22 protein-coding genes and 1 pseudogene are annotated in these 22,269 nt (G+C 71.6%); 11 read left to right on the forward strand and 12 right to left on the reverse strand.

Features of this window, described 5'->3' with window-relative positions; translation table 11 throughout:
- Window positions 1-87: 87 nt before the first annotated feature.
- Both ORG17_RS01775 and ORG17_RS01780 read right to left on the reverse strand, forming a co-directional pair.
- A complete protein-coding gene (locus tag ORG17_RS01775) occupies window positions 88-873 on the reverse strand; it encodes a LysR family transcriptional regulator (RefSeq protein ID WP_214526827.1) in 786 nt (261 codons plus the stop codon).
- 15 nt (window positions 874-888) lie between these two features.
- Window positions 889-1,041 (reverse strand): LysR family transcriptional regulator, encoded by a 153-nt coding sequence (locus ORG17_RS01780; RefSeq protein ID WP_214526826.1) that lies wholly within the window; start codon window positions 1,039-1,041, stop codon window positions 889-891.
- 6 nt (window positions 1,042-1,047) lie between these two features.
- Between ORG17_RS01780 and ORG17_RS01785 the strand changes: the two genes are divergently transcribed.
- Complete coding sequence (locus ORG17_RS01785; protein ID WP_214526825.1) at window positions 1,048-2,337, forward strand: MFS transporter; 1,290 nt, start codon at window positions 1,048-1,050, stop codon at window positions 2,335-2,337.
- 130 nt (window positions 2,338-2,467) lie between these two features.
- Window positions 2,468-3,073 (forward strand): hypothetical protein, encoded by a 606-nt coding sequence (locus ORG17_RS01790; protein ID WP_214524288.1) that lies wholly within the window; start codon window positions 2,468-2,470, stop codon window positions 3,071-3,073.
- A 277-nt stretch (window positions 3,074-3,350) separates the two neighbouring features.
- On the opposite strand, the gene ORG17_RS01795 is transcribed toward ORG17_RS01790, so the two are convergent.
- Window positions 3,351-4,265 (reverse strand): cation diffusion facilitator family transporter, encoded by a 915-nt coding sequence (locus tag ORG17_RS01795; RefSeq protein ID WP_083404300.1) that lies wholly within the window; start codon window positions 4,263-4,265, stop codon window positions 3,351-3,353.
- Between the two features lie 48 nt (window positions 4,266-4,313).
- On the opposite strand from ORG17_RS01795, the gene ORG17_RS01800 reads away from it, so the two are divergent.
- Complete coding sequence (locus ORG17_RS01800) at window positions 4,314-4,982, forward strand: DUF4166 domain-containing protein (protein ID WP_051596594.1); 669 nt, start codon at window positions 4,314-4,316, stop codon at window positions 4,980-4,982.
- A 1-nt stretch (window position 4,983) separates the two neighbouring features.
- A complete protein-coding gene (locus ORG17_RS01805) occupies window positions 4,984-5,961 on the forward strand; it encodes an epimerase (RefSeq protein ID WP_214526824.1) in 978 nt (325 codons plus the stop codon).
- Here the strand turns inward: ORG17_RS01805 and ORG17_RS01810 are convergent.
- Window positions 5,930-6,910 carry an EamA family transporter gene (locus ORG17_RS01810; protein ID WP_214526823.1) on the reverse strand — a complete coding sequence of 327 codons (981 nt, stop codon included), beginning with the start codon at window positions 6,908-6,910 and terminating at the stop codon, window positions 5,930-5,932. The two genes, ORG17_RS01805 and ORG17_RS01810, sit on opposite strands and share 32 nt — an antisense overlap.
- Before the next feature lie 72 nt (window positions 6,911-6,982).
- Here ORG17_RS01810 and ORG17_RS01815 point away from each other — a divergent pair, with 72 nt between their 5' ends.
- Complete coding sequence (locus ORG17_RS01815; protein WP_214526822.1) at window positions 6,983-7,897, forward strand: LysR family transcriptional regulator; 915 nt, start codon at window positions 6,983-6,985, stop codon at window positions 7,895-7,897.
- 97 nt (window positions 7,898-7,994) lie between these two features.
- Here the strand turns inward: ORG17_RS01815 and ORG17_RS01820 are convergent, their stop codons facing one another.
- The 5 genes from ORG17_RS01820 to ORG17_RS01840 form a co-directional block, all read right to left on the reverse strand.
- Complete coding sequence (locus ORG17_RS01820) at window positions 7,995-8,801, reverse strand: L,D-transpeptidase family protein (RefSeq protein WP_250892326.1); 807 nt, start codon at window positions 8,799-8,801, stop codon at window positions 7,995-7,997.
- A gap of 2 nt (window positions 8,802-8,803) precedes the next feature.
- Window positions 8,804-10,027, reverse strand: a complete 1,224-nt coding sequence (locus ORG17_RS01825) for a hypothetical protein (RefSeq protein ID WP_214526821.1) — start codon at window positions 10,025-10,027, stop codon at window positions 8,804-8,806.
- Between the two features lie 149 nt (window positions 10,028-10,176).
- Window positions 10,177-11,562: an adenylosuccinate lyase gene (gene purB, locus ORG17_RS01830; RefSeq protein ID WP_214524294.1), complete on the reverse strand. Its 1,386-nt coding sequence runs from the start codon at window positions 11,560-11,562 to the stop codon at window positions 10,177-10,179.
- Entirely contained in the window at window positions 11,559-12,071 is a 513-nt protein-coding gene (locus tag ORG17_RS01835) for a low molecular weight protein-tyrosine-phosphatase (protein ID WP_017886476.1), read from the reverse strand. Before ORG17_RS01835 ends, purB begins: the two co-directional genes overlap by 4 nt.
- A gap of 47 nt (window positions 12,072-12,118) precedes the next feature.
- Window positions 12,119-12,517: a phage holin family protein gene (locus tag ORG17_RS01840; protein ID WP_027464967.1), complete on the reverse strand. Its 399-nt coding sequence runs from the start codon at window positions 12,515-12,517 to the stop codon at window positions 12,119-12,121.
- Window positions 12,518-12,578: 61 nt separating this feature from the next.
- Between ORG17_RS01840 and ORG17_RS01845 the strand changes: the two genes are divergently transcribed.
- The 5 genes and pseudogenes from ORG17_RS01845 to ORG17_RS18445 form a co-directional block, all read left to right on the forward strand.
- Window positions 12,579-13,658, forward strand: a complete 1,080-nt coding sequence (locus ORG17_RS01845) for a histidinol-phosphate transaminase (RefSeq protein ID WP_027464966.1) — start codon at window positions 12,579-12,581, stop codon at window positions 13,656-13,658.
- A gap of 23 nt (window positions 13,659-13,681) precedes the next feature.
- Window positions 13,682-14,818, forward strand: coding sequence for a thiamine pyrophosphate-dependent dehydrogenase E1 component subunit alpha (locus ORG17_RS01850; protein WP_027464965.1), 1,137 nt, complete (start codon window positions 13,682-13,684; stop codon window positions 14,816-14,818).
- An 86-nt stretch (window positions 14,819-14,904) separates the two neighbouring features.
- Window positions 14,905-15,864 carry an alpha-ketoacid dehydrogenase subunit beta gene (locus ORG17_RS01855; protein WP_111123571.1) on the forward strand — a complete coding sequence of 320 codons (960 nt, stop codon included), beginning with the start codon at window positions 14,905-14,907 and terminating at the stop codon, window positions 15,862-15,864.
- 41 nt (window positions 15,865-15,905) lie between these two features.
- On the forward strand, window positions 15,906-17,510 hold the full coding sequence (locus ORG17_RS01860) for a dihydrolipoamide acetyltransferase family protein (protein WP_111056694.1): 1,605 nt from the start codon (window positions 15,906-15,908) through the stop codon (window positions 17,508-17,510).
- 90 nt (window positions 17,511-17,600) lie between these two features.
- Window positions 17,601-18,047 (forward strand): annotated as a pseudogene (locus tag ORG17_RS18445) (GNAT family N-acetyltransferase); the annotation flags it as partial.
- A 140-nt stretch (window positions 18,048-18,187) separates the two neighbouring features.
- Here ORG17_RS18445 and ORG17_RS01865 read toward each other — a convergent pair.
- The 3 genes from ORG17_RS01865 to ORG17_RS01875 all read right to left on the reverse strand — a co-directional run bounded on the left by ORG17_RS01865 (window position 18,188) and on the right by ORG17_RS01875 (window position 21,306).
- A complete protein-coding gene (locus tag ORG17_RS01865) occupies window positions 18,188-18,826 on the reverse strand; it encodes an ABC transporter ATP-binding protein (protein ID WP_214526820.1) in 639 nt (212 codons plus the stop codon).
- Complete coding sequence (locus tag ORG17_RS01870) at window positions 18,823-20,850, reverse strand: hypothetical protein (RefSeq protein WP_214526819.1); 2,028 nt, start codon at window positions 20,848-20,850, stop codon at window positions 18,823-18,825. The genes ORG17_RS01865 and ORG17_RS01870 overlap by 4 nt, the downstream gene beginning before the upstream one ends.
- A gap of 63 nt (window positions 20,851-20,913) precedes the next feature.
- Entirely contained in the window at window positions 20,914-21,306 is a 393-nt protein-coding gene (locus ORG17_RS01875) for a lactococcin 972 family bacteriocin (RefSeq protein ID WP_214526818.1), read from the reverse strand.
- A gap of 206 nt (window positions 21,307-21,512) precedes the next feature.
- Between ORG17_RS01875 and ORG17_RS01880 the strand changes: the two genes are divergently transcribed.
- The gene (locus ORG17_RS01880) at window positions 21,513-22,247 is read left to right on the forward strand and encodes a GntR family transcriptional regulator (RefSeq protein ID WP_027464961.1); all 735 of its coding nucleotides are present in this window, start codon (window positions 21,513-21,515) and stop codon (window positions 22,245-22,247) included.
- Window positions 22,248-22,269: the final 22 nt, after the last annotated feature.

The raw sequence follows: 22,269 nt of genomic DNA on the forward strand, positions 1-22,269 counted from the left end.
GGTGGTCAGATCGTGAGCAGGAACGGTCGCCTCGCGCACCGTGACGCGACCGTTCCTGCTCACGGAGCACACCGACCACGCCCCGCGTCACCCCACCCGCGCCGCCACGATGTCGCGCGCCAGCGTCCGGACCGCACGGCTCGGTTCCGGGGACGTCCGGACCGCCAGACCGATGCGGAGCGGGTCGACCTCGTCCTCCAGGTCGAGCACCGCACCGTCGTACCGCACCCCTGAGTCCGGTACGACCCCGACGCCGAGCCCGGCCGAGGCGAACCGGATCACGGCGGGCATGTCGTTCATCTCCGCGACGATGCGCCGCCGGATGCCGAGCCGCTCGAGTGCCCCGTCGAGGATGATCCGGTTGCCGAACCCGTGCGCCGTGTCGACGAAGGGTTCATCGGCGAGTTCGGTGAGCGACACCGACGACCGGCCGGCGAGCGGGTGGTCCGACGCGGTGAACACCCGGAACGGCATCTCCCGCAACGGCTCCACGACGACGCCGGCGGGCACGGTGGGCAGGCCCGTGTAGGCGATGTCGAGCCGCCCGGCGACCAGGTCCTGCACGAGCCCGGTCGTCCCCGACGGCGAGGTCATCAGCTCCACCGCGACGAGCGGGTGCTGCCGTCGGAACCGCTGCAGCACGCCCGTCAGGTCGACGATGTCCATGCTCGTGAAGATGCCGAGCCGCACCCGCCCCCGCAGGTCGGCGTCGTCGGCGGTGGCCAGGTCGCGCATCCGGTTGAGGGACTCGAGCACCGCGCGGGCGTGGGGGAGCAGGTCCTCGCCGGCCGGGGTCAGGACGAGCTGTCGGCCGGTGCGGTCGAAGAGCCGCACCCCGAAGCTGCGCTCGAGTGAGGCGATGCCTGCGGACACCGTGGACTGCGCGGCTCAGAGTCGTTCGGCCGCCCGGGTGACGCTGCCCTCGGCGGCGACGGTGACGAACTGTTCGAGCAGTCGGGTCTCCATCGTCCGAGTATCGAACAGATCGATCGTGCACATCAAGCGCATCCGTTGGACTCGATGCACGCCGAGCGCGATCATCGGAGCATGTCAACCGTCACCGACACCCCGACGGGCACCGTCCCCGCCACCACCGCCGCTCCCGCATCCGCGAGCGACCGTGTCGTCGCCCCGCGCGGACGCCGTGTCCACACCCGTCGGCGCCACGGTTTCGGCTTCTGGGTCGTCGCCTTCGCGTTCCTCGCGGTGATGGCCTTCGCGACCGTCCCCGCGCCCCTCTACGTCATCTACCAGGCCCGCGACGGGTTCCCGACCTTCACCACGACCGTGATCTTCGCGGCGTACGGGGTCGGGGTCGTCGGGTCGCTGTACCTGGCGGGACACCTGAGCGACGTGCACGGGCGGCGCCCGCTCATCCTGGTGTCCATCGCCCTCGAGCTGGTCGCCGCCGTGCTGTTCCTGCTCTGGAACGACGTCACCGGCCTCATCGTCGCCCGGCTCGTGACCGGCCTCGGTGTCGGGACGCTGACGGCGACCGCGACGGCGCACCTCGGTGAGCTCCGGGTCCGTGCGACCGGGTCGAGCGACTCCGCGAAGGGGGCGAGCGTCGCCGCCGGGGCGGTGAACCTCGGCGGGCTGTCGCTCGGCGCCCTGGTCGGTGGAGCGCTCGCCGAGTTCGTCGGGCAGCCGCTCATGGTCCCGTACGTGGTGTTCGTGATCGCGCTGGCCATCGCGTTCGTGCTCGTGCTGGCCGCACCGGAGACGGTCGACCGCTTCGAGCAGCCCGTGGCCTACCACCCGCAGCGCATGCGGGCTCCCGAGGGCCAGGGAGCTGCGTTCTGGGCAGCCGGTGCAGCAGCGTTCGCGGCACTCGCCGTACAGGGCCTCTTCACGTCGGTCGCGCCGAGCTTCCTCGGCACCACCTTCCACGTCACCGACCGCCTGGCCGCCGGGGCCACGACCTTCGGGGTCTTCGCCGCGAGCGCGCTCTCGCAGATCGTCTTCGCCCGGCTGTCGCAGCGTGCGCAGATCCGGCTCGGCATGGTGCTGCTGGTCGTCGGGCTGGTCGCCCTGGCCGCCGCCGCGGTCCTGCTGCAGGTCGCCGGGTTCATCGGCGGCGGGGTCGTCGCGGGCGCCGGGGTCGGCCTGCTGTTCCGCGCCGCGATCGGCAGTGCCGCAGCACTGGTCGGCCCGGAGCGTCGGGGTGGCGTGCTCGCTGCCACGTTCCTCATCGCCTACGCCGGGCTCACCGTGCCGGTCGTGGCCGTCGGGGCGGCGCTGCTGGTGATCCCGACGCTCCCCGTCCTGATCGGGTACGTCGTGCTCGTCACCGTCCTGGCCGTCGTCGCCGGCACCCGGCTGGCCGCGCGCGCCTGACGCGCCACGGGCCTGGCGTCCGCCCGTCGCCTCCCGGAACCGGGTTCCGGACACCGGACCACGCGATCGCGCGGTGCCGTGTCCGGAACCCGGTTCCGTCGTGCGGACGCACTCCCGGCATACTGGGTGCGTGCCCCGGAACCGCAACCGTCCCGTGATCACGGGGATCGCGGCCGTGGTCGCCGCCGGTCTCCTCGCCGGCGGGCTGTTCCTGACGGCACGGCAGGGTGCGGACGACCCGACCATCGGCGCCGGCTCGGCCTCACAGACCCCGGCCGACGCGCCGACCGCCGCCGGCGACGGCACCGTCACGATCACCCGCACCGGGCCGGACATGCCTGGCAGCACGGCGCTCGGCCGGTGCGACACGACGACCCAGGCGGCCGTCGCGCAGTACGAGACCGAGGCCCTGGGCCGCGTCACCCTGCAGTGCGGCACCGCTGCCCAGGGCTACGAGCACATCCGGGTGCGGCACACCGCCGACTGGCAGGACGTCGTCTCCGGGCACGGCTCGCGCGACTGGGACGACGCCATGCTCACGGCGGTGCAGACGGCCCTCGAGGACCCACGCCCCGGGTTCCCGCTCGACGCCGGCGACGGCAAGGTCTGCTACGCCGCACCCGTCCGGTTCGACGACGGTTCACGCCCCGACGACGAGCCCTTCGTCAAGGTGATCGTCTCGGCCACCACCGACCGGGTGATCACGGCGTACCCCACGCGCACCGACGACTGCTGACGCCGGCGCTGTCCACCCGTTCTGCGACCGACCACGCTGCCCACTGACGTCGAACGACACCGCCGTCGTCGTACGACATCGACGCTGTCGCAACCACCGCCACGCAACAGTCCGCGTCTGCACGAAGCGACGATGTCGTCGTCGTACGACGTCGACCTCGTCGTTCCGCGTCGTCCCCCACCGCCGCAGCGTCCAGACGCCCACACGCCCACACGCCCACAAGCCCACACGCCCAAGCGCCGAGACGCCGAGACGCACACACGCTGAGCGCGCGACCCTACGCGTGCACCTCGTACTCGTGCCGCCGGTGCGACGCCGGCTCCAACTGGAACGTCGAGTGCTCCACCGGCACGTCGAAGTGCTCCGCCACGCACCGCTGCAGCTCGTCGAGGATCGCCGGGGCGTGCGCCGTCGAGAAGCAGTGGTCGTCGACGACCACGTGCGCGGTCAGGTTCGGCACCCCGGTCGCCACGAGCGTCGCGTGCAGGTCGTGCACGGCGATGACGTGGTCGAGCTCGAGGATGTGGCCCCGCACGTCGTCGAGGTCGAGCCCCGGCGGCGTCGACTCGAGCAGCACGTTCGCGGTCTCGCGCAGCAGCCGGATCGCCCGCGGCAGGATGAGCAGGCCGATCAGGATCGCGGCGACGGAGTCCGCCCGCTCCCACCCGGTCAGCATGAGCACGACCGCGGCGATGATGACGGCCACCGACCCGAGGGTGTCGTTGAGGACCTCGAGCCGGGCGGCACGCGAGGTGAAGCCCTCGCCCGAGGCCCGGAGCAGCACCGCGTAGGCCACCAGGTTGCCGACGAGTCCGACGATGCCGAAGACGAGCAGCGGCCCGGAGTGGATCTCCTCCGGCACGACGAGCCGCTGGACCGCCGAGATGATCACGTAGACGCCGACGGCGAGCAGGATCGCGGCCTGCGCGGTGGCCCCGAGGACCTCGGCCCGCTGGAAGCCCCAGGTGCGCTGTGCGGTCGGCGACCGGCGGGCGAGCCGCGTCGCGACGAGTCCGATGCCGAGTCCGCCGGTGTCGACGACCATGTGCCCGGCGTCGACGAGCAGTGCGAGCGAACCCGTGACCACGGCACCCACGACCTCGGCGAGCAGGATGCCCGCCGAGATGCAGAACGCGATGAGCAGGGCGCGCTCCGAGGCGTGCCCGACGCCGTGCCCGTGGTCGTGTCCCATGTGCGACATCGTAGGGATCCGCACTGACGACATGCCAGGATCGTCAGCGTGAGCCGGTCGCCCTACGAGCTGTCCACACCACCCGAGGTGCTGGCCCGGCTGCACCCCCGGCTCCGGACCTACTTCGCTGCCGTCCCGCCCGGACACGTCGGTCGCGGCGAGGGCGTCTTCACCGTGGTCGGCACCCCGCGCCGGTGGGTCTGGCCGGTCCTCGCGTGGTTCGCGCGCGACGCCGTCATGTTCCCGGTGTGGGAACGGGACGTGCCCTTCACCGTCGAGAACCGCCCGGCTCGCGTCCGTCGTGGACCCGGCACCGGCCTGGAGGCCCGCCCCGCCGTCCGCGCGCACCGCACCTTCCGGTTCCGCTCGGGAGCCCGCACGATGGTGGACGCCATCACCGCCGAACCCGACGGCCTGGTCGACCACCTCGGTCGCCGCGGGCGCGTCAGCGCGCGTCTGCGGGCGCAGGTCGACGACACCGGTCCGGACGCGGGCGCCCTACGCCTGGTCTCCACGCGCGTGACGTTCCGTGCGCTGGGACGCGATCTGCGCCTCCCGGCCGCCCTGAGCCCGCGTGTGACGCTCACGGAACGATTCGATGACGAAGCCGACCTGCAGCGCGTGTCCCTGGTGCTCACCGCGCCGGTGGTCGGCACGCTGTACCGGTACGAGGGGGCGTTCCGGTACGAGATCGCGCCGGACACAGAACGGGGATGAGATGAACGACGAGAAGGGCCGCGTCGTGATCGCGGGAGCGAGCGGCTTCGTGGGGCGGTACCTGCGGGACGCCTTCGCGGCAGAGGGCTACCGGGTCGTCACCATCGGCCGGACCGGCGACGCGGTGTGGGGCAACACCCTGCGCATCCGGGAACTCGTCGACGGTGCCGCCATGGTCGTGAACATGGCGGGCAAGAGCGTCAACTGCCGCTACGGCCGACGCAACCGTGCCGAGATCATGCGCTCACGGGTGGACACCACGCTCGAGCTCGCCGAGGCCATCCGGACGTCGGAGCACCCGACGCCGCTGTGGATGAACGCCTCGACCGCGACGATCTACCGGCACGCCGACGACCGCCCGCAGGACGAGACGACGGGCGAGATCGGCGAGGGGTTCTCGGTCTCCGTGGCCCGCGCGTGGGAGGACGCCTTCTTCGGCGCCGACCTGCCCGGCACCCGTCGTGTGGCGCTCCGGATGGCGATCGTGTTCGGCGACGGCAGCGCCCTGCTGCCGCTCCTCCGGCTCGCGCAGGCGGGCCTCGGCGGGCCGCAGTACGACGGGCCGTGGGTGCCGACGCGCTCCCGGCTCCGCGCCGGCACGTACCACCACCACCGGCCCACGCACGGTCGGCAGCGCTTCAGCTGGGTGCACATCGCCGATGTCCTCGGGTCGATCCGGTTCCTCCGCGACCACCCGGAGATCGAGGGGCCGGTGAACCTCTCGAGCCCGAACCCGTCCGACAACCGCACCGTGATGGCGACCATCCGCGACGCCGTCGGACGCCGGTTCGGGGTACCGACCTGGCGGTGGATGCTCGAACTCGGGTCGTTCGCGATCCGCACCGAGACCGAACTCGTGCTGAAGAGCCGGTGGGTGGTGCCGACCCGGTTGACCGAGGCGGGCTACGAGTTCCGGTACCCGCACCTGCGTGGGGCGCTCGCCGGGATCATCGCGGAGCGCCGCCAGCACCGGGGCTGAGCACCGGCACCGGGACCCCGTCGACCGGAGCTGGTGTCGGTGCCGGTTGCGGCGCCGGGTTCCGGCCCGGTCGCGGCCCGCGGTCCCGCGCCGGACGCGACGACCACAGCACGGCGGCCACGACGACCGCGCCGGCGAGCACCTCGACCAGGTCGGGCACCTCGCCGAAGGCCGCCCACGACGCGAGCACCCCGACCACCGGCACGAGCATCGAGAACGGCGCGACCGTGCTCGAGGGGTAGGTCGCCAGCAGCCGCGACCAGATGCCGTAGCCCACCAGGGTCGCGACGACCACGATGTAGAGCAGGCCGAGGTCGGCCGGCAGCGCCGCCGGCGTGAACGCCGTGCCGAGTGCGGCCCCGATGCGGTCCGGTCCCTCGACCACGAGCGACAGCACGGCCATCGGCACGGGTGGCACGACCGACCACCACAGGGTCAGGTGCAGCGGGTTCGCGGCGCCCGCCCGCCGGGTCGCGACGTTGCCGATCGCCCACCCGAGCGCACCGCACAGCGCGAGCACGACGGGCAGCAGCGCGGCGGTCTGGGAACGGTGCAGGGCGATCGCGGCGAGGGCGGCCACGGCGACGGTGACCCCGACGACCTGCCGGCCGGTGAGCCGCTCGCGCAGGAACACCCCCGCCAGCACCACAGTGAAGGGCGCGGAGGCCTGCAGGACGAGCGAGGCCAGCCCCGACGGCATGCCGGACGCCATGCTCAGGTACAGGAACGAGAACTGCAGCACGCCGAGCCCGAGGCCGACGAGCAGCAGTCGCCCGAACGGGATCCGCGGCCGCGGCACGAACAGCAGCGTCGGGACCGCCAGGATCGTGAACCGCAGCGCTGCGAGCAGGAACGGCGGGAAGTGCTCGAGCGCGAGTGCCGTCGCGGGGAAGTTCAGTCCCCAGACCACGGCCACCACGACGGCGAAGAGACGGTCACGAGCGGTCATGCTCCTCATCGTCCCGGCCAGTACGTTGTAGGTCCATCGAATCCTTCGCGAAGCACGATGTAGGGTCCCTGCATGGTCGACTTCGACGTGCAGCTGCTGGCGGTCCTCCGCGAGCTCGCCGAGCGTGGCAGCGTCACGGCCGTCGCCGAGGCCACCCACCGCACACCCAGCGCCGTCTCCCAGCAGCTGCAGACGCTGCAGCGGCAGGTCGGGGTCCCGCTGGTCGAACGCGTCGGGCGCGGCGTCCGCCTGACCCCGCACGGCCAGGTCCTGGCCGGCCTGGCATCCGGGGTCTCGACCGCCATCGCCCGGGTGGACGCCGCCTGGCAGGAACACCTCGGCGGCACGACCGGACCGGTGTCCCTGGCGATCTTCCCGTCCGCCGCCGAACTGCTGTTGCCCGGCGTGCTCACCCGGATGCAGGCGCACCCCGGCATCGCGCTGACCCTGGTCGACGTCGACGTCAGCGAGGGGGAGTTCGCACCGCTCGCCGCCGACCACGACGTGGTCGTCGGGCACCGGTCGGACGGCGTCCGACCGGCCGGCCAGGGATCGGTCGACACCGTGCCGCTCCTGCGCGAACCGCTCGACGTCGCCCTGCCGCCCGGGCACGCCCTGGTCGGCCGCGCACGCGTGGGCATCGACGAGGTCGTCGGGGAACGCTGGATCGGCGTGCCGGAGGGCTACCCGATCGACCGTGTGCTGCACGCGATGGCCGCGGCGACGGACACCCCGCCGAGCGTCGCGTTCCGCACGATCCACCTGCCGGTCATCGAGAACCTGGTGGCGGCAGGGCACGGCATCGCACTCGTCCCGCGGTACACGTCGGGCACGCGGGCCGCCGGGCGCTTCCACCTGGCGGAACTCGCCGACGTCCGTGCCGGACGCCGCATCGAGGCACTGGTCCGCCCCGACCGTGCCGTCCGGCCCGTGGTGCGCACCGTCCTGGAGGCGCTGGTCGCCGAGGCCCTGCACGTCACCACCTGAGACGGTGGCGCCCACCGCCGGGCGCACGCCGTGCCTCCAGGCCGCGTCAGCGCTCCTGAAACGTCAGTGCCCCTGGAACGTCAGTGCCCCTGGAACGTCAGCGCACCTGGAACGGCGTGCCGAGCGGCAGGAGCTCCGCCAGGGCCGTGATGTCGGCGTTGTGCATGCGGATGCAGCCGTGCGAGGCGGCGGTGCCGATGCTCGACGTGTCCTCCGTGCCGTGCAGCCCGATCTGGCCCGGGCCACCGCCGAAGGAGTTGAGCACGTCCGAGAACGCGGTCGTGCCGTACGCGTACGGGCCGTAGCCCTCGTTCGTCGGCGCGAGCAGCTCGGTCAGCGCGAACCGGCCGGTCGGCGACGGGGTGCCGCCGGTGCCGGTGGCGACGGGGTAGCTCTCGACGACCTTGCCGGCCTTGTAGAGGTCGAGGGTGTTCGTCGAGCGGGTGACGACGATCGCGTACGGGTCCTCGGACAGGGTGACGGCGCTGGCCGGTACCCAGCCCGTGCTGCCGTTCGGGCGCTGTGCGAGCTGCACCTCCGCCCAGCCGTCCTGCTGGTCGACGACCCGGAAGACGAGCGGGGCGCCGGATGCCTGCGGGTTCTCGAGGGTCTGCGTCGCCGTGCCGCCCGCGCTCGCGCTGACCGGGACGGACGCGCCGCTGACGGCGGCGACGGTGGTGCTGGCCGGGGCGTCGACCGCGTCGACGGGTGCTGCAGACGGGGCCGGCTCCGGTGCCGTCGTGGGAGTCGGGGTCGGCGCCGCGACGGACCGGCTCGGGGTCGGGGCGGGCGCGGCCGACAGGGGGCCGAGCGCGACGAACGCGACGGCCCCCGCACAGACGACGGCCACGGCGGCGGCGATCACAGTCGCACGCCGCCGTGGCTCGGTCGGGAGGATCGGCAAGATCAGCCCGTGAAGTTCGCCGTTCCGGGCACCGGTACGGCGACCGGTGCCGTGCCCGGGTCACCGGCAGCGGCCGGGTCGGCGGTGACGGTGAGCGCGGCCTGTGCGGCCTGTGCGGACGAGGCGCCGACGAGACCGACGCTGTAGGCGCCGGCGGTGTTCACGAAGTCGGCGGGCAGGACGATCGTGCCGGAGACGTTGCCCTCGGCGTCGGCGCGGAACGCGACCCCGGGGATCTCGGTGCCCTGGGCATCGGTGCCGACGCCGGCGCCGACGGTCTCGCCCGGAGCGAAGCCCGAGCCCTGGATGCGGACACCGGTGGTGGTGGCCGCGGTCAGGGTCGCGGTCGGGGTGAGGAGCTCGGCGGCCGCGGTGGGCTGCGGCGTGAAGTAGGTCGTGGTGTCGTCGACGCGGAGCGCGGAGATCGAGCCGCTGGCGTCGGCGGCGAGGGCCTGGCCGGTGACCTCGAGCGGGGCGGCGAGGCTCTTCAGCTCGGTGCCGGGCAGACCGGTCGGTGCCGGAGCGCCGTCCACGGTCGGGGCCGGGGTGGGCTGGTCGGTCGGCGCGGGGGTCTCGGTCGGCCCGGTCGGCGGCGGGGTGATCCCGCCGGCGATGTCGATGCCGACGTAGACGACGTAGCCGACGACCTCGGCGTCAGCGTCCCGCAGGTCGGCTGCGAGCTCGGCCGTCGACTCGACGTCGCCGGTCGTGGGGTCGATCCAGTTGCTGGTACCGCTGACCGTGCCGCCGCCGTCGGTGACGGGCGCGTCCGTGGCGAAGACCACGGACTGTGCGGTGGAGTCGTCGCCCGCCTGGACCGCGAGGCCGAAGGTCGTCGCACCGGTCGTGGTCATGCTGATCCCGGCGGCGAGCGCGGGGACGGCATCCGGGGCCACCGGCGTGTTCAGCCCGCGGACCAGCGCGACGGCCTCGCCCTCGGAGACGGACAGGCCGTCCTCGTCGAGCGTGGCGTGGTCGGTGATCGAGCCGCCACCGCCCAGGTCGTTCACGGACGCCCAGTACCACTGGTCGGTCAGCGGGAAGGTGCCGGTCGGCGCGGCGGTGAAGTCGTCGGCCGAGTCGGTCCAGGTGACGATGGCCGAAGCGGTGGAGCTCGTCACGAGGGCGGTCGAGACCGTCGGGACGAGGGCGGCGGAGACGCCGAGCACGGTGGCGCCGACGGCGGCCGCGGTGATGCGAGAACGAAGCACGGTGTGGAGATCCATCCGATCAGTGGACAGGGTGCATCCACTGCGACGCCCCCGTGCTGAGATCTACTCAGCACCATGAACCTATCGAACCGCTCAGGATTCCGCACCCCGGGAAGCGGATTCGACGACGAACCGGCGGCCGACCGGCCGCCGGTTCGTCGTGCTCAGACGTCGAGGTGGTCGACCAGCTCGTCCGCCAGGCCCGTGTAGGTCGCCGGCGTCAGGTTCGTCAGCCGGGCCTTCGCGCCGTCGGAGATGTCCAGACGGTTCACGAACACGATGAGGTCCTGCTGGCTCACCCGCTTGCCCCGCGTGAGCTCCTTGAGCATCGCGTAGGGGTCCTCGATGTTCGACTGCCCGGCGGTGACCTCGGCACGGATGACCGTCTGGATGGCCTCGGCGAGGACCTCCCAGTTGTGGTCGAGGTCGTCGGCGAGCTTGACCTCGTTCACGGCGATCTCGCCCAGACCGCGGCGCAGGTTGTCGAGCGCGAGCAGCGAGTGCCCGAACGCGACACCGATGTTCCGCTGCGTGGTGGAGTCGGTCAGGTCGCGCTGCAGTCGGCTCGTCACGAGGGTCTCGGACAGCGTCGAGAAGAGCGCCGACGAGATCTCGAGGTTCGCCTCGGCGTTCTCGAACTTGATCGGGTTGATCTTGTGCGGCATCGTCGACGACCCGGTCGCACCCGCGACGGGGATCTGCGTGAAGTACCCCATCGAGATGTAGGTCCACACGTCGGTCGCCAGGTTGTGCAGGATCCGGTTGGCGTGACGCACCCGGTCGTAGAGCTCGGCCTGCCAGTCGTGCGACTCGATCTGCGTGGTGAGCGGGTTCCACGTCAGGCCGAGGCCCTCGACGAACTCGCGGGACAGCGCGGGCCAGTCGGCCTCGGGGTCCGCGGCGAGGTGTGCCGAGAAGGTGCCGGTCGCGCCGGAGAACTTGCCGAGGTACTCGCCGCCCTCGATCTGGGCGAGCACGCGCTCGAGCCGGTAGACGACGACCGCGAGCTCCTTGCCGAGCGTCGTCGGGGTGGCCGGCTGACCGTGGGTGTGCGAGAGCATCGGCACGCTCTTCAGCTCGACGGCGAGCGTCCGGAGCTTCTCGAGCACGGCGCGGAAGCCGGGCAGCCAGACCTGGTCGACGGTGTCCCGCACCGTGAGCGCGTAGGACAGGTTGTTGACGTCCTCGCTCGTGGCGGCGAAGTGGGTGAGCTCGGCGATCGCGTCGAGCCCGAGCTCGGACAGCCGGCGGCGCACGAAGTACTCGACGGCCTTGACGTCGTGCCGGGTCGTCGCCTCGATCTCGGCGAGCTCCGCGATCTGGTCCTGGCCGAAGGTCGAGACGATCCGGCGCAGCGCGGCCTTGTCGTCGACGCTGAGCGGCGAGGTGGTGAACATCGCGTGGTCGGTCAGGAAGATGAGCCACTCGACCTCGACCACGATGCGCGCGCGGTTGAGGCCGGCCTCGGAGAGGTGCTCGCCCACCGTGTGCACGATCGGGTAGTAGCGCCCGTCGAGCGGGCTGATCGGCTGCGGGGGAAGGGGGGTCATGGGGCTCCCTGACGGACTGCCGGCTCGAGCTGGTGGAAGAGCGCCCGGCAGGCCCGTTCGACGGTCGAGAGCACTCGGTCGAACTCGTGCCGGTCCGCGTAGTACGGGTCCGGCACGTCGGCCTGCTGGGGCCAGGCGGCGTCGTACCGCAACAGGAGCGTCACCTTGGCGGAGTCGTCCATGGTCGGGGCCCACGAACGCAGGATGCGCTCGTGGGAGCGGTCGAGTGCGACCACCAGGTCGAGGTCCGGGAACCGGTCCGGGTCGAACTGACGGGCGCGATGCCTGCTGCCATCGTATCCGCGCGCCGCCAGCGCTGCGATCGTGCGCTCGTCGGCGGGTTCACCGACGTGCCAGTCACCGGTGCCGGCCGACTCCACCTGGAACCGGTCGGCGAGGCCGGCGTCCGCGGCGATCTGCGCGAAGACGACACCGGCCATGGGGGAGCGGCAGATGTTGCCGCTGCAGACGAACGAGACGCGGAACGGGGCGTCGACGTCCTGGGTCATGAGCACATCATGACGCAGGGCGGGGTCGTCCGCGAGGCCCGCCGGGGTCACGCCCGCTGGCGGTTGAGCACCGGGCGGGCGAAGAGCCCGATCAGCCAGGCGAAGACCGCGAGCACGAAGGCACCGACGATGCCCCAGCCGAAGGAGTCGACCTCGAGTCCGAAGCCGAACGCGTCCGAGATGCCCGCGACGATGAGCAGCAGGATCGCGTTCACGACGAACGAGATGAGCCCGAGCGTGAGGATGTAGATCGGGAACGCCACGATCCGGATGACCGTGCCGATCACCGCGTTCACGAGCCCGAACACGAACGCCACGAGCAGGAAGGTGAGGACGGTCGCGGTGGTCCCGCCGTCACCGAACGGCGTGACGGAGACGCCGCTGACGATCAGCGTGGTGAGCCAGAGCGCGAGGGCGTTGACGACGAGGCGGACGAGGAATCGCATGCGCCCATGATGCCCTCGCTTCCCCTCGTGGGTGCCGTGGGCCTGCCGGTAGCCTGAACCCGTGAGCGAGCAGCGTGTGCACATCCGGCCCGAGGTGGCCGTCCTCCCCGCGTACAAGCAGGGGCGACAGGCGTCCGACTCCGCCTTCAAGCTGTCGAGCAACGAGAACCCGTTCCCGCCGCTCCCCGGGGTCGTCGAGGCCGTGCAGGCCCAGACCTCGTACAACCGGTACCCCGACGCCACCGCCCTCGCCCTGCGTGCCGTGCTGGCCAACCGCTTCGGGCTGACCGCCGAGCAGGTGCACGTCGCGCCGGGCAGTGTCGCGATCCTGCACGAACTCGCCCGCGCGACCTCCGGCCCCGGTGACGAGATCGTCTACGCGTGGCGCTCGTTCGAGGCGTACCCGGGCGTCGTCACGGTCGCCGGCGCCACCAGCGTGCAGGTGCCGAACCGCGCCGACGGCGGGCACGACCTCGACGCGATGGCCGCGGCCGTCACCGAACGCACCCGCATGGTGCTCGTCTGCTCGCCGAACAACCCGACGGGGCCGATCGTGACCGCCGCGGAGTTCGACGCGTTCATGGCCGCGGTGCCGCAGTCGGTGCTGGTCGTGCTCGACGAGGCATACGCCGAGTTCGTGACGGACGAGGCCGCCGTGCACGGCCACCCGCTGCTCGCCGCGCACCCCAACCTCGTGGTCCTCCGCACCTTCTCGAAGGCGTACGGGCTCGCCGGGCTCCGGGTGGGCTACGCGCTCGGTCCGGACTACGTGCTCGACGCCGTCCGTGCCTGCGCGATCCCGCTGTCCGTGACCGCCCAGGGCCAGGCGGCGGCGCTCGCCAGCCTGGAACGCGAGGCCGAGCTGCTCGAGCGCGTGACCGAGATCGCGACCCTGCGCGACCGGATCGTCGTCGAGCTCCGGGCACAGGGCTGGGACGTCCCCGACGCCCAGGGCAACTTCCTCTGGCTGCCGACGGGTGAACGGACCGTCGCTGCGGCGGCCGCGTTCGAGGACGCCGGCATCATCGTCCGGGCCTTCCCGCCAGAGGGCATCCGCATCTCGATCGGCGAGCACGAAGCTGTGGAAACGCTCCTCCAAACAGCCCGCTCACTTGTGGGGGACCTCCAGGTGGCCGACTAGTGCCTGGCGCTACGCTGGCCCGCATGTCATTCCGCGCCGCGGCTCCCGCGACGACCACCGTCCGGCTCCTCGACCCCGAGGGTCGGTTCGTGGAGACCGACGAGAACGCCGAGTTCGCCGCCGCCGCGCGGGCGATCCCCGACGAGACCCTGCTGGCGATGCACCGCCGCATGGTGCTGACCCGTCGGTTCGACCACGCCGGCCACAACCTCCAGCGCACCGGCCAGCTCGGCCTGTGGGTGCCCAGCCACGGGCAAGAGGCCGCGCAGACCGGCTCGGCCTTCGCCCTCCGCGCCCAGGACCACGTGTTCCCGTCCTACCGCGAGCACGCCGTCACGATGCACCGCGGCGTCGAGCCGATGGAGATCATCGCGATGTACCGTGGGCAGACCCACGGCGGGTGGGACCCGGACCAGCGCGGCAACACGCACATCTCCACCCTGGTGATCGGCTCGCAGACCCTGCACGCCACCGGGTACGCGCTCGGCCAGAAGCTCGACGGCGACGTCGGCACGGGCGACCCGGACCGCGACGCCTGCTCGATCGTCTACTTCGGCGACGGCGCCACCAGCCAGGGCGACGTGAACGAGGCCTTCGTGTTCTCCGCGTCGACCAAGGCCCCGGTCGTCTTCTTCCTGCAGAACAACCACTGGGCCATCTCGGTGCCGGTCTCGGTGCAGTCCCCGACGCCGCTCGTCGACCGCCCGCGCGGCTTCGGGATCCCGAGTGTCCTGATCGACGGCAACGACATCCTCGCGTCCTACACGGCCTCCGTCGTCGCGACCGAGCACGCCCGCAGCGGCCAGGGCCCGGCCTTCATCGAGGCCGACACCTACCGCATCGGTGCGCACACCAGCTCCGACGACCCGAGCCGGTACCGCGCCGACGGCGAGCTCGAGGAATGGGTCCTCCGCGACCCGATCGTCCGGTCCGAGGCGTACCTGCGCTCGAAGGGCGCGACGGACGAGCAGTTCGCCGCGTTCGACGAAGAGGGCGAGGACATCGCCGCCGACGTCCGACGTCGCACCGTCGCCCTGACCGCACCGTCCGTCGACGTCATGTTCGACAACGTGTACCGCGAGCCGCACCCGCGGATCGCCGAGCAGAAGGCCTGGCTCGCCCAGTACGAGGCCGGCTTCGAAGGGGGCGCCCACGCATGAGCACCACCGAGCAGCTCTTCGACTACACCCTGCGGTCCCACCCGGGCGCCGGCGAGGTCCCGAGTGACCCCACCCCGACCCTGCCGATGGCCAAGGCCCTGAACGCCGGGCTCGCCGCGGCCATGGAAGCGGACGACAAGGTCCTGCTGATGGGCGAGGACATCGGCCAGCTGGGCGGCGTCTTCCGCATCACCGAGGGCCTGCAGGACCGCTTCGGCGCCGAGCGCGTGCGGGACACCCCACTCGCCGAGGCCGGCATCATCGGCACCGCGATCGGCCTCGCCCTGCGCGGCTACCGCCCGGTGGTCGAGATCCAGTTCGACGGCTTCGTGTGGCCCGGCTTCGACCAGATCACCTCGCAGCTCGCGAAGATGGCGAACCGCCTGCCGGCACACATGTCGCTGCCCGTCGTCATCCGCATCCCCTACGGCGGCCACATCGGTGCCGTGGAGCACCACCAGGAGTCCCCGGAGACGTACTTCGCGCACACCCCGGGCCTGCGGGTCGTCAGCCCGAGCACCCCGAACGACGCCTACTGGATGATCCAGGAAGCCATTGCGTCGAAGGACCCGGTGATCTTCCTCGAGCCGAAGTCCCGCTACTGGCCCAAGGGCCAGGTGGACCTGGTCGACGGCCACGTCCCGATGCACACGACCCGCGTCGCCCGCACCGGCACCGAGGTCACGCTCGTCGGGCACGGCGCGATGGTCGCCACCCTGATGCAGGCGGCGGACATCGCCGAGGCCGAGGGCACCAGCTGCGAGGTCATCGACCTCCGCTCGATCTCGCCGATCGACTGGGAGCCGCTGCTGGCCTCCGTCCGCAAGACCGGTCGCCTGGTCATCGCACAAGAGGCCTCCGGTTTCGTCAGCGTCGGCAGCGAGATCGCCGCGACCGTCGCCGAGCGGGCGTTCTACACGATGCAGGCACCGCCGCTCCGGGTCTCCGGCTTCGACGTGCCGTTCCCGGTGTCGAAGCTCGAGCACCTGCACCTGCCGGATGCCGACCGCATCCTCGAGGCCGTCGACCGCGCCCTCGCCTACTGACCCGTCCGACCGAGCTCGACCAGATCCGCGAAGGAGCCGTAGTGGCCGCCGCCGAATTCCCCCTGCCCGACGTGGGTGAAGGTCTCACCGAGGCCGAGATCGTGCAGTGGCGCGTCGCGATCGGGGACGAGATCGCCGTCGACCAGGTGCTCGTCGAGATCGAGACCGCGAAGTCGCTCGTCGAGCTGCCGTCGCCGTTCGCCGGCACCGTCACCGGCCTGCTCGTGTCCGAGGGCGACACGGTCGAGGTCGGCAAGCCGATCATCCGTGTCGATTCGGACGCGTCGGTCGCGTCCGGAGCGGCCCTCACGCCGCCTGCGGAACAGTCGGGAGGCGCGGCGCCCGTCGCCGAGTCCGCCCCGGTCTCGCCCGTGGTCGCGCCCACCCCGCAGGCCGCTGCCGCCCCGTCGGCTCCGGTCGCGCAGACCCCTCCCGCTCCCGCGGCGGTGCCGGCACGCGCCGCTGCCCCCGTACCGGCAGCGCCTGCCCCTGCCCCTGCCGCCGCGCCGGCGGCCCCGGTCCAGCCGGTCGCGGTCGACGCCTCCGTCCAGGGCACGGACGAGTCCTCCGGTGCCGTCCTCGTCGGCTACGGCTCGGCGACCTCGTCGCCCTCCCGTCGCAAGCCGGGCGCCCGCCGGGCCGCAGCGCTCGCTGCCGAGGCGAGCCGCGCCTCCAGTGTGGATACCGCCGCGGCGGCGGAAGCTTCCGTCGACCCGGGCGAGGAGAGCACCGCCGAGGCGATCAGCGCCCTCGGCACCGGCTCCGCGCACAAGCAGAGCACCGCGACCAACGTCCTGGCGAAGCCGCCGATCCGGAAGCTCGCGAAGGACCTCGGCGTCGAACTGACCGAGATCGTCGCGACCGGTCTTGCCGGCGAGGTCACCCGCGACGACGTCATCCGGCACGCGAAGCAGGCCAGCGTCTTCCGGAACATCGAGACGCCCGAGTGGGGCGAGGTCCGCAGCGAGACGATCCCGGTCAAGGGCGTCCGCAAGGCCATCGCCACCGCGATGACGACGTCCGCCTTCACGGCCCCCCACGTGTCGCTGTTCGTCGACGTCGACGCGACCCACACGATGGAGTTCGTCAAGCGGCTCAAGGCCTCGCCGACGTTCGCCGGCGTGAAGGTCTCGCCGCTGCTCATCGTCGCGAAGGCCGTCATCTGGGCCGTCCGCCGGAACCGTTCGGTGAACTCGACCTGGACCGACCGCGAGATCATCGTCCACCACTTCGTGAACCTCGGCATCGCCGCGGCGACCCCGCGCGGGCTCATCGTGCCGAACATCAAGGACGCGCAGGACATGTCGCTGCTCGAGCTGGCACAGGCGCTCGAGGAGCTCACCCTGACCGCCCGCGACGGCAAGACCACGCCGAAGCAGATGGCGAACGGCACGGTGTCGATCACCAACATCGGTGTGTTCGGCATGGACACCGGGACCCCGATCCTCAACCCGGGCGAGGTCGCGATCGTCGCCATGGGCACGATCAAGCCGAAGCCGTGGGTCGTCGACGGCGAGGTCCGCTCGCGCATGGTGACGACCATCGGTGCCTCGTTCGACCACCGGGTCGTCGACGGTGACGTGGCGTCCCGCTTCGTGCACGACGTCGCCTCGGTGCTCGAGGAACCGGCACTCCTGCTCGACTAGCGCTTCGGCCTGCTGCCGGTCTCCTGCGGGCTTCCGCAAACGTCGCGTGGTGTTCACACGGATGTCGGGGGTCGGCGGCATGATCGGTGCATGGTCCACCAGCTCCTGACCCCCTCGCAGGAGATCCGAACGGATCGCCTCCTGCTCACGCCGCTGACCCCGGCCGACATCGACGACGTGCACGCGCTCTTCTCGGACGCCCGCACGTGGCAGCACCTGCCCACCGGCCGGCACGTGGCGCGGAGCTCGAGCGTGGACATGGTGCAGCGCAAGATCGGCGGTCGTGCACGCCACGGCCTCGGGTCCTGGGCGGTCCGCAGCGCCTCCGACCACGCCTTCGTCGGTGTGGGCGGAGTCGACATGACCGCCGGTGGGGTCTGGAACCTCGGCTACCGACTGGCACCCGCGGCGTGGGGGCAGGGCTTCGCGTCCGAGATCGCCCTCGCTGCCGCCCGTGCCGCCGCCGACACCGCTCCGAACGTCCCGGTGACCGGCCGCGTGCTCACGAACAACCCTGCTTCTGCAGCCGTGCTGCGTCGTGCCGGGCTGTCGCTGGTGTGGCAGGGGGGCTCCCGCAGCGCAGAACCGTGCGGCCGCCGGGGTCGAGGGGCAGGTCTGGACCGATCGGCTGCTCTCCGACGAGCAGTTCGCCTGGCTCGTCGCCAACGCCTGAGCCGTCAGCCGGCCGGTCCGCTGAGCCTGATGCTCCGTGCGGCGCGCGCTTCGACCGACGACGAATGTGTCGCGACCAGGACGGCCGCTCCGTCAGCCGCCAGCTCGCCCAGCAGGTCGAGCACCATCGCCGCGTTGTCGTCGTCGAGGGCACTCGTCGGTTCATCGGCGAGGATGACCGACGGACGCTTCACCAGGAGCCGCGCCATCGCGACCCGTTGCTGCTCGCCGCCGCTGAGTTCGTGGACCCGGTCCGTTCCGCGTCCAGCCAGACCGACACGGTCCAGGGCCTCGCCCGACCAGAGGCCTCCGTGTCTCCGCCGTCCGTCTGGCAGGTGGACCACGTCGAGGTTCGACTGGACCGTCATGTCGGGCACCAACCCGAAGTCCTGGAACAGGTACCCGAGGTGGCGCCGCCGGATCAGTCGGGCCCGCCGCCCGTTCGAACCCGCTGACTCTCCGTTGATCCGGATCGTGCCGAGGTCGAGCGCATCGATGTGCCCGATGCAGTCGAGCAGCGTGGACTTCCCGCAGCCGCTCGGGCCGACCAAGCCGACGATCTCCCCGTCTGCGACATCGAACGACAGGTCTTGCCACAGCGCACGGCCTCCACGACGCTTCGATGCGTTCCGTACCTCGATCATCGTGATCCGCTCCCTCGGTTGCGTGCAGTGCTCCGCGCCGTGACAGCCATGACGACGAGGCTCGTGGCGCTCACCGCCGCGAGCGCCACGAGTGCGATCGCTCCGGCGACTCCGGCCGACTGCGCGACCGGGTCGAGCGCCGATCTGAGCCCACTTCCGTCCGGGCGCTGCGACCACCAGGTGTTGACGACGGCGATGACGGAGACCGAGGCCAGACCGGCTTCGATCGTCAGCAGGCCAGCATCGGTGCGGATGGGCGAGACGCCACTGGTGAACTTCGCGAACAGTGCACGGCCGTGACGGCGTCGGTGCGCGATCGTGGCGACCATGCCGAGCATGACGCTGACGACGAGGGTGCTGACCAGGGTGCCCGTCCCGATCGCCACTTTCGTTGCTGCGTGCCGTGCCTGTTCCGCCGCAGACTGACCCACTGCGACGACCGCGCTGAACTCGGCGCGGAGGTCAGACGCGCCGATCGACCGCTCGGCGGCAGCACGGGACGTGAAGACGACGTCTCCGGTCGACAACCACGATCCGAGTTCATCGGCCGAGAAGACGTCGACCGGCGTGGGGACGACCACGATTACGGCGTCGTCGAGCCACGCGAGCGACGATGCGTCGTCCGGGTACGAGTAGACCTGCTGGCGTGCCAGCGTGCCACCGGCGACGTGCTCGAGGAGGGCGTCGGGTGCGTCCCGCAACTGCCAGTCGGTCAAGCCCTCAACGAGCCGATCGCGGGAGAGCTCACTGTCGGCAGGCATCCACACGGCGATCTCCGCGTCGTCGGTGGTGATGCGGGCTCCGTCCTCGGAACGGACTTCCTGCAGGTCGAGGTAGCCCTGGTCGACGACCAGCGCAGGAACCGTCGACTTCCCTCGGCCACTCGACACCTCGACCGCTGCGGCGAGGAACGCATCACGCCGCTCGAGCGCCCCACCGGCGAAGTCGCCGATGCGGTCCCAGTAGGCCTGCTCCTCGACAGGGCGAGGATCCGGGGTGACCCAGAGCTGGACGGTTTCGCCGGCCGCCCGCAGATCCCGTTCTGCCGTGCCCTGTCGCGCGGTGGTCACCGCCCCGGTCAGTTCGAACACGGCCGCGACGAGCAACAGCAGCGCGGGCACCCGTGCGATCTGTGCGACGAGCAGGAGCGCGCCCGCTGGTCGAGCGCCCCGCAGTGCGCCGGTCAACGGCTGTCGACACGCGAGCACCGTGCCGGTCGTGTGCGCGACGACGACCGGAACGAGCAGCCCCACGCAGAACACCGAGATCGCGGCGGCGAGGGTCGCCGCCGAAGCGAGCCCGTTGTAGAACAAGAGCCCGATGGCGGCGACGGGTGCTCCGATGGCGATGACGAGCATGGCGGTCCGGAGCTCAGCCAGCTCCTGGAAGACGATGGCGGCTGTGGTGTCTCCGTGCAGCCGGCGGACTGCGCTGCGGCGAGGGGCCCCGACGGTCGTCATCAGGCAGAGCACCACACATCCTGAGGTGAGTGCGCCGACCAAGGCCAGGGTCTGATCCAAGCCGTCGGTGACGCCGATGCGCTGCAGGAGCGGCACGCGCTCCGCGCTGGCCTCGTACCCGGCGCCTTCCAGCGCGCGCACGACGGCTCGCCGAGCGTCGTCGTCCCCGAAGACCGAGTACGAGCCGGTCGGGTCGAACTGGTCGAGTTCCGACATCGGACGGACGGTGGTGTCCATCGATCTCGTGAAGTCCTCGTACCCGTCGAGGAGCCAGCCGGCTCCGCGGCTCGAGGGAGCGTCGGTGACGAGCGCCACGCGGCGCGTCGTCGGAGCTTCGCGGTCCGCCACCACCCGGGCGATCGTCGCGTGCTCGGCCTCGGCGACCTGCTCGAGTGCGATCGCGACCCGCTGGTTCGATCTGGTCTCGGCGCCGGCGGCAGCGGTCACCACGGACGAGGCGCCCACGATGCCGGCTTCGCTGACCTGCACCAGGCCGATGAAGCCCAGAACGGAAGCCAGGAGGGGCGGGACGAAGTAGGCGAGCGTCACCGATCGGATGTTCATGGTCCCCCTTGCGGCGAGCGTGAGCGTGAGCGGACGGTCGCTCAGGACCGCCCGCTCCCGGTCTCAGCAGTTGTGGTAGTAGGCCTTGTTGCCGCTGCGCGCCTTCGGTGTCATCGCCATCGCGTACCGTCCGCCTGGCACGTTCGTGACGCGCTTCGACTTCTTGCCGACAGCAGTCGCGCCGTGGCACCGCTTCTCGCGGAAGTAGTTCGACCAGGTGTCGTCCTTCCCGACGCCCCACTGCCAGAAGCTCCCGCCCCCGCCGTCGTTGTTGGTGCCGATGCCGCTGGTCTCACCGCTCGCACCTTGGCCAGAAGCGGCGACGGTGACTCCGCCGGCTTCCGACCCTGATCCCATGACCTCGAACTGCGCAGCTGATGCCGCCGTCGCAGTGCCCGTGATCAGGCCGACGGTGAGACCAAGGCCGACGAGCATCTTCGTCCTGGAGATGTGCATGACTGTTTCCTCCCATGTGCCCCCCGATGAGGCTCAACCGATCGTGGCAGCGGCACAAGATTGATGTCAAGCATTTGAAATGCATGTTTCACGACCACTGTAACGAGTGGCGTTGGTCTTCCCGGCCTGACTCGCTACTGTGATGGGCACTGGTCATGTCCGCGCATGACCACCGCCCAGGACCAGCAACGGAGCACGAGGGACGCATGACGAGCCGCATCACCGAGGGTGCCGAACCGAAGCACCAGCAGCTGCGGCGCATCCTGCTCGACCTCGTCACGACCCGCCTGGCTCCCGGTGCCGCGATCCCGTCCGAACGCCAGCTCATCGCCGAGTACGGCGTCTCCCGGATCACCGTGCGCGAAGCCCTCGGACAGCTGGTGAACGAGGGGTACCTGGAGCGCGTCCGCGGCAAGGGCACCTTCGTCGCGCACCGGCCCGTGCAGTCGACGCTGCACCTCGCCTCGTTCACCGAGGAGATGCGGGCGATGGGGCACGAGCCGACCACCGTGGTGCTCGTGCGCGAGGAACGCGTGCCGCCGGCCGACACCGCCGCGGCCCTGCGGATCGATCAGGACGTGCCGGCCTTCCACGTGAAGCGCCTGCGGATGGCCGACGGCGCCCCGGTCTCGATCGACGACGCCTGGCTCGTGGCCGACGCGTTCCCGGGCCTGCTCGACCACGACCTGTCCGGGTCGGTGTACTCGATCATCGCCACGGAGTACGGCACCCCGATCGACCGCGCGCAGCAGACCGTCGCGGCGAACCCGGCGGCCGACGACGTCGCGACCCTGCTCGGCACGAAGACCGGAGCACCGGTGCTCGAGTTCGACCGGGTGTCGTACGCGGGGGAGCGACCCGTGGAGCACACCCGCAGCTGGTACCGATCGGACCGCTACCGCGTGCAGATGGAGGTCACCGCGACCCCCGCGGTCGCGTAGTCCGCCCAGCAACGCGAAAGCG

It is taken from the genome of Curtobacterium flaccumfaciens pv. betae (genome assembly GCF_026241855.1).
GTDB lineage: Bacteria > Actinomycetota > Actinomycetes > Actinomycetales > Microbacteriaceae > Curtobacterium > Curtobacterium flaccumfaciens.

Bases quoted from the DNA above. Each gene is read 5' to 3' on its own strand.
- ORG17_RS01780 (WP_214526826.1), bottom strand. From the start codon at position 1,041: ATGATCGCGCTCGGCGTGCATCGAGTCCAACGGATGCGCTTGATGTGC.
- ORG17_RS01785 (WP_214526825.1), top strand. From the start codon at position 1,048: ATGTCAACCGTCACCGACACCCCGACGGGCACCGTCCCCGCCACCACC.
- ORG17_RS01795 (WP_083404300.1), bottom strand. From the start codon at position 4,265: ATGGGACACGACCACGGGCACGGCGTCGGGCACGCCTCGGAGCGCGCC.
- ORG17_RS01805 (WP_214526824.1), top strand. From the start codon at position 4,984: ATGAACGACGAGAAGGGCCGCGTCGTGATCGCGGGAGCGAGCGGCTTC.
- ORG17_RS01810 (WP_214526823.1), bottom strand. From the start codon at position 6,910: ATGACCGCTCGTGACCGTCTCTTCGCCGTCGTGGTGGCCGTGGTCTGG.
- ORG17_RS01815 (WP_214526822.1), top strand. From the start codon at position 6,983: ATGGTCGACTTCGACGTGCAGCTGCTGGCGGTCCTCCGCGAGCTCGCC.
- ORG17_RS01825 (WP_214526821.1), bottom strand. From the start codon at position 10,027: ATGGATCTCCACACCGTGCTTCGTTCTCGCATCACCGCGGCCGCCGTC.
- purB (WP_214524294.1), bottom strand. From the start codon at position 11,562: ATGACCCCCCTTCCCCCGCAGCCGATCAGCCCGCTCGACGGGCGCTAC.
- ORG17_RS01835 (WP_017886476.1), bottom strand. From the start codon at position 12,071: ATGACCCAGGACGTCGACGCCCCGTTCCGCGTCTCGTTCGTCTGCAGC.
- ORG17_RS01840 (WP_027464967.1), bottom strand. From the start codon at position 12,517: ATGCGATTCCTCGTCCGCCTCGTCGTCAACGCCCTCGCGCTCTGGCTC.
- ORG17_RS01850 (WP_027464965.1), top strand. From the start codon at position 13,682: ATGTCATTCCGCGCCGCGGCTCCCGCGACGACCACCGTCCGGCTCCTC.
- ORG17_RS01855 (WP_111123571.1), top strand. From the start codon at position 14,905: ATGGCCAAGGCCCTGAACGCCGGGCTCGCCGCGGCCATGGAAGCGGAC.
- ORG17_RS01865 (WP_214526820.1), bottom strand. From the start codon at position 18,826: ATGATCGAGGTACGGAACGCATCGAAGCGTCGTGGAGGCCGTGCGCTG.
- ORG17_RS01870 (WP_214526819.1), bottom strand. From the start codon at position 20,850: ATGAACATCCGATCGGTGACGCTCGCCTACTTCGTCCCGCCCCTCCTG.
- ORG17_RS01875 (WP_214526818.1), bottom strand. From the start codon at position 21,306: ATGCACATCTCCAGGACGAAGATGCTCGTCGGCCTTGGTCTCACCGTC.
- ORG17_RS01880 (WP_027464961.1), top strand. From the start codon at position 21,513: ATGACGAGCCGCATCACCGAGGGTGCCGAACCGAAGCACCAGCAGCTG.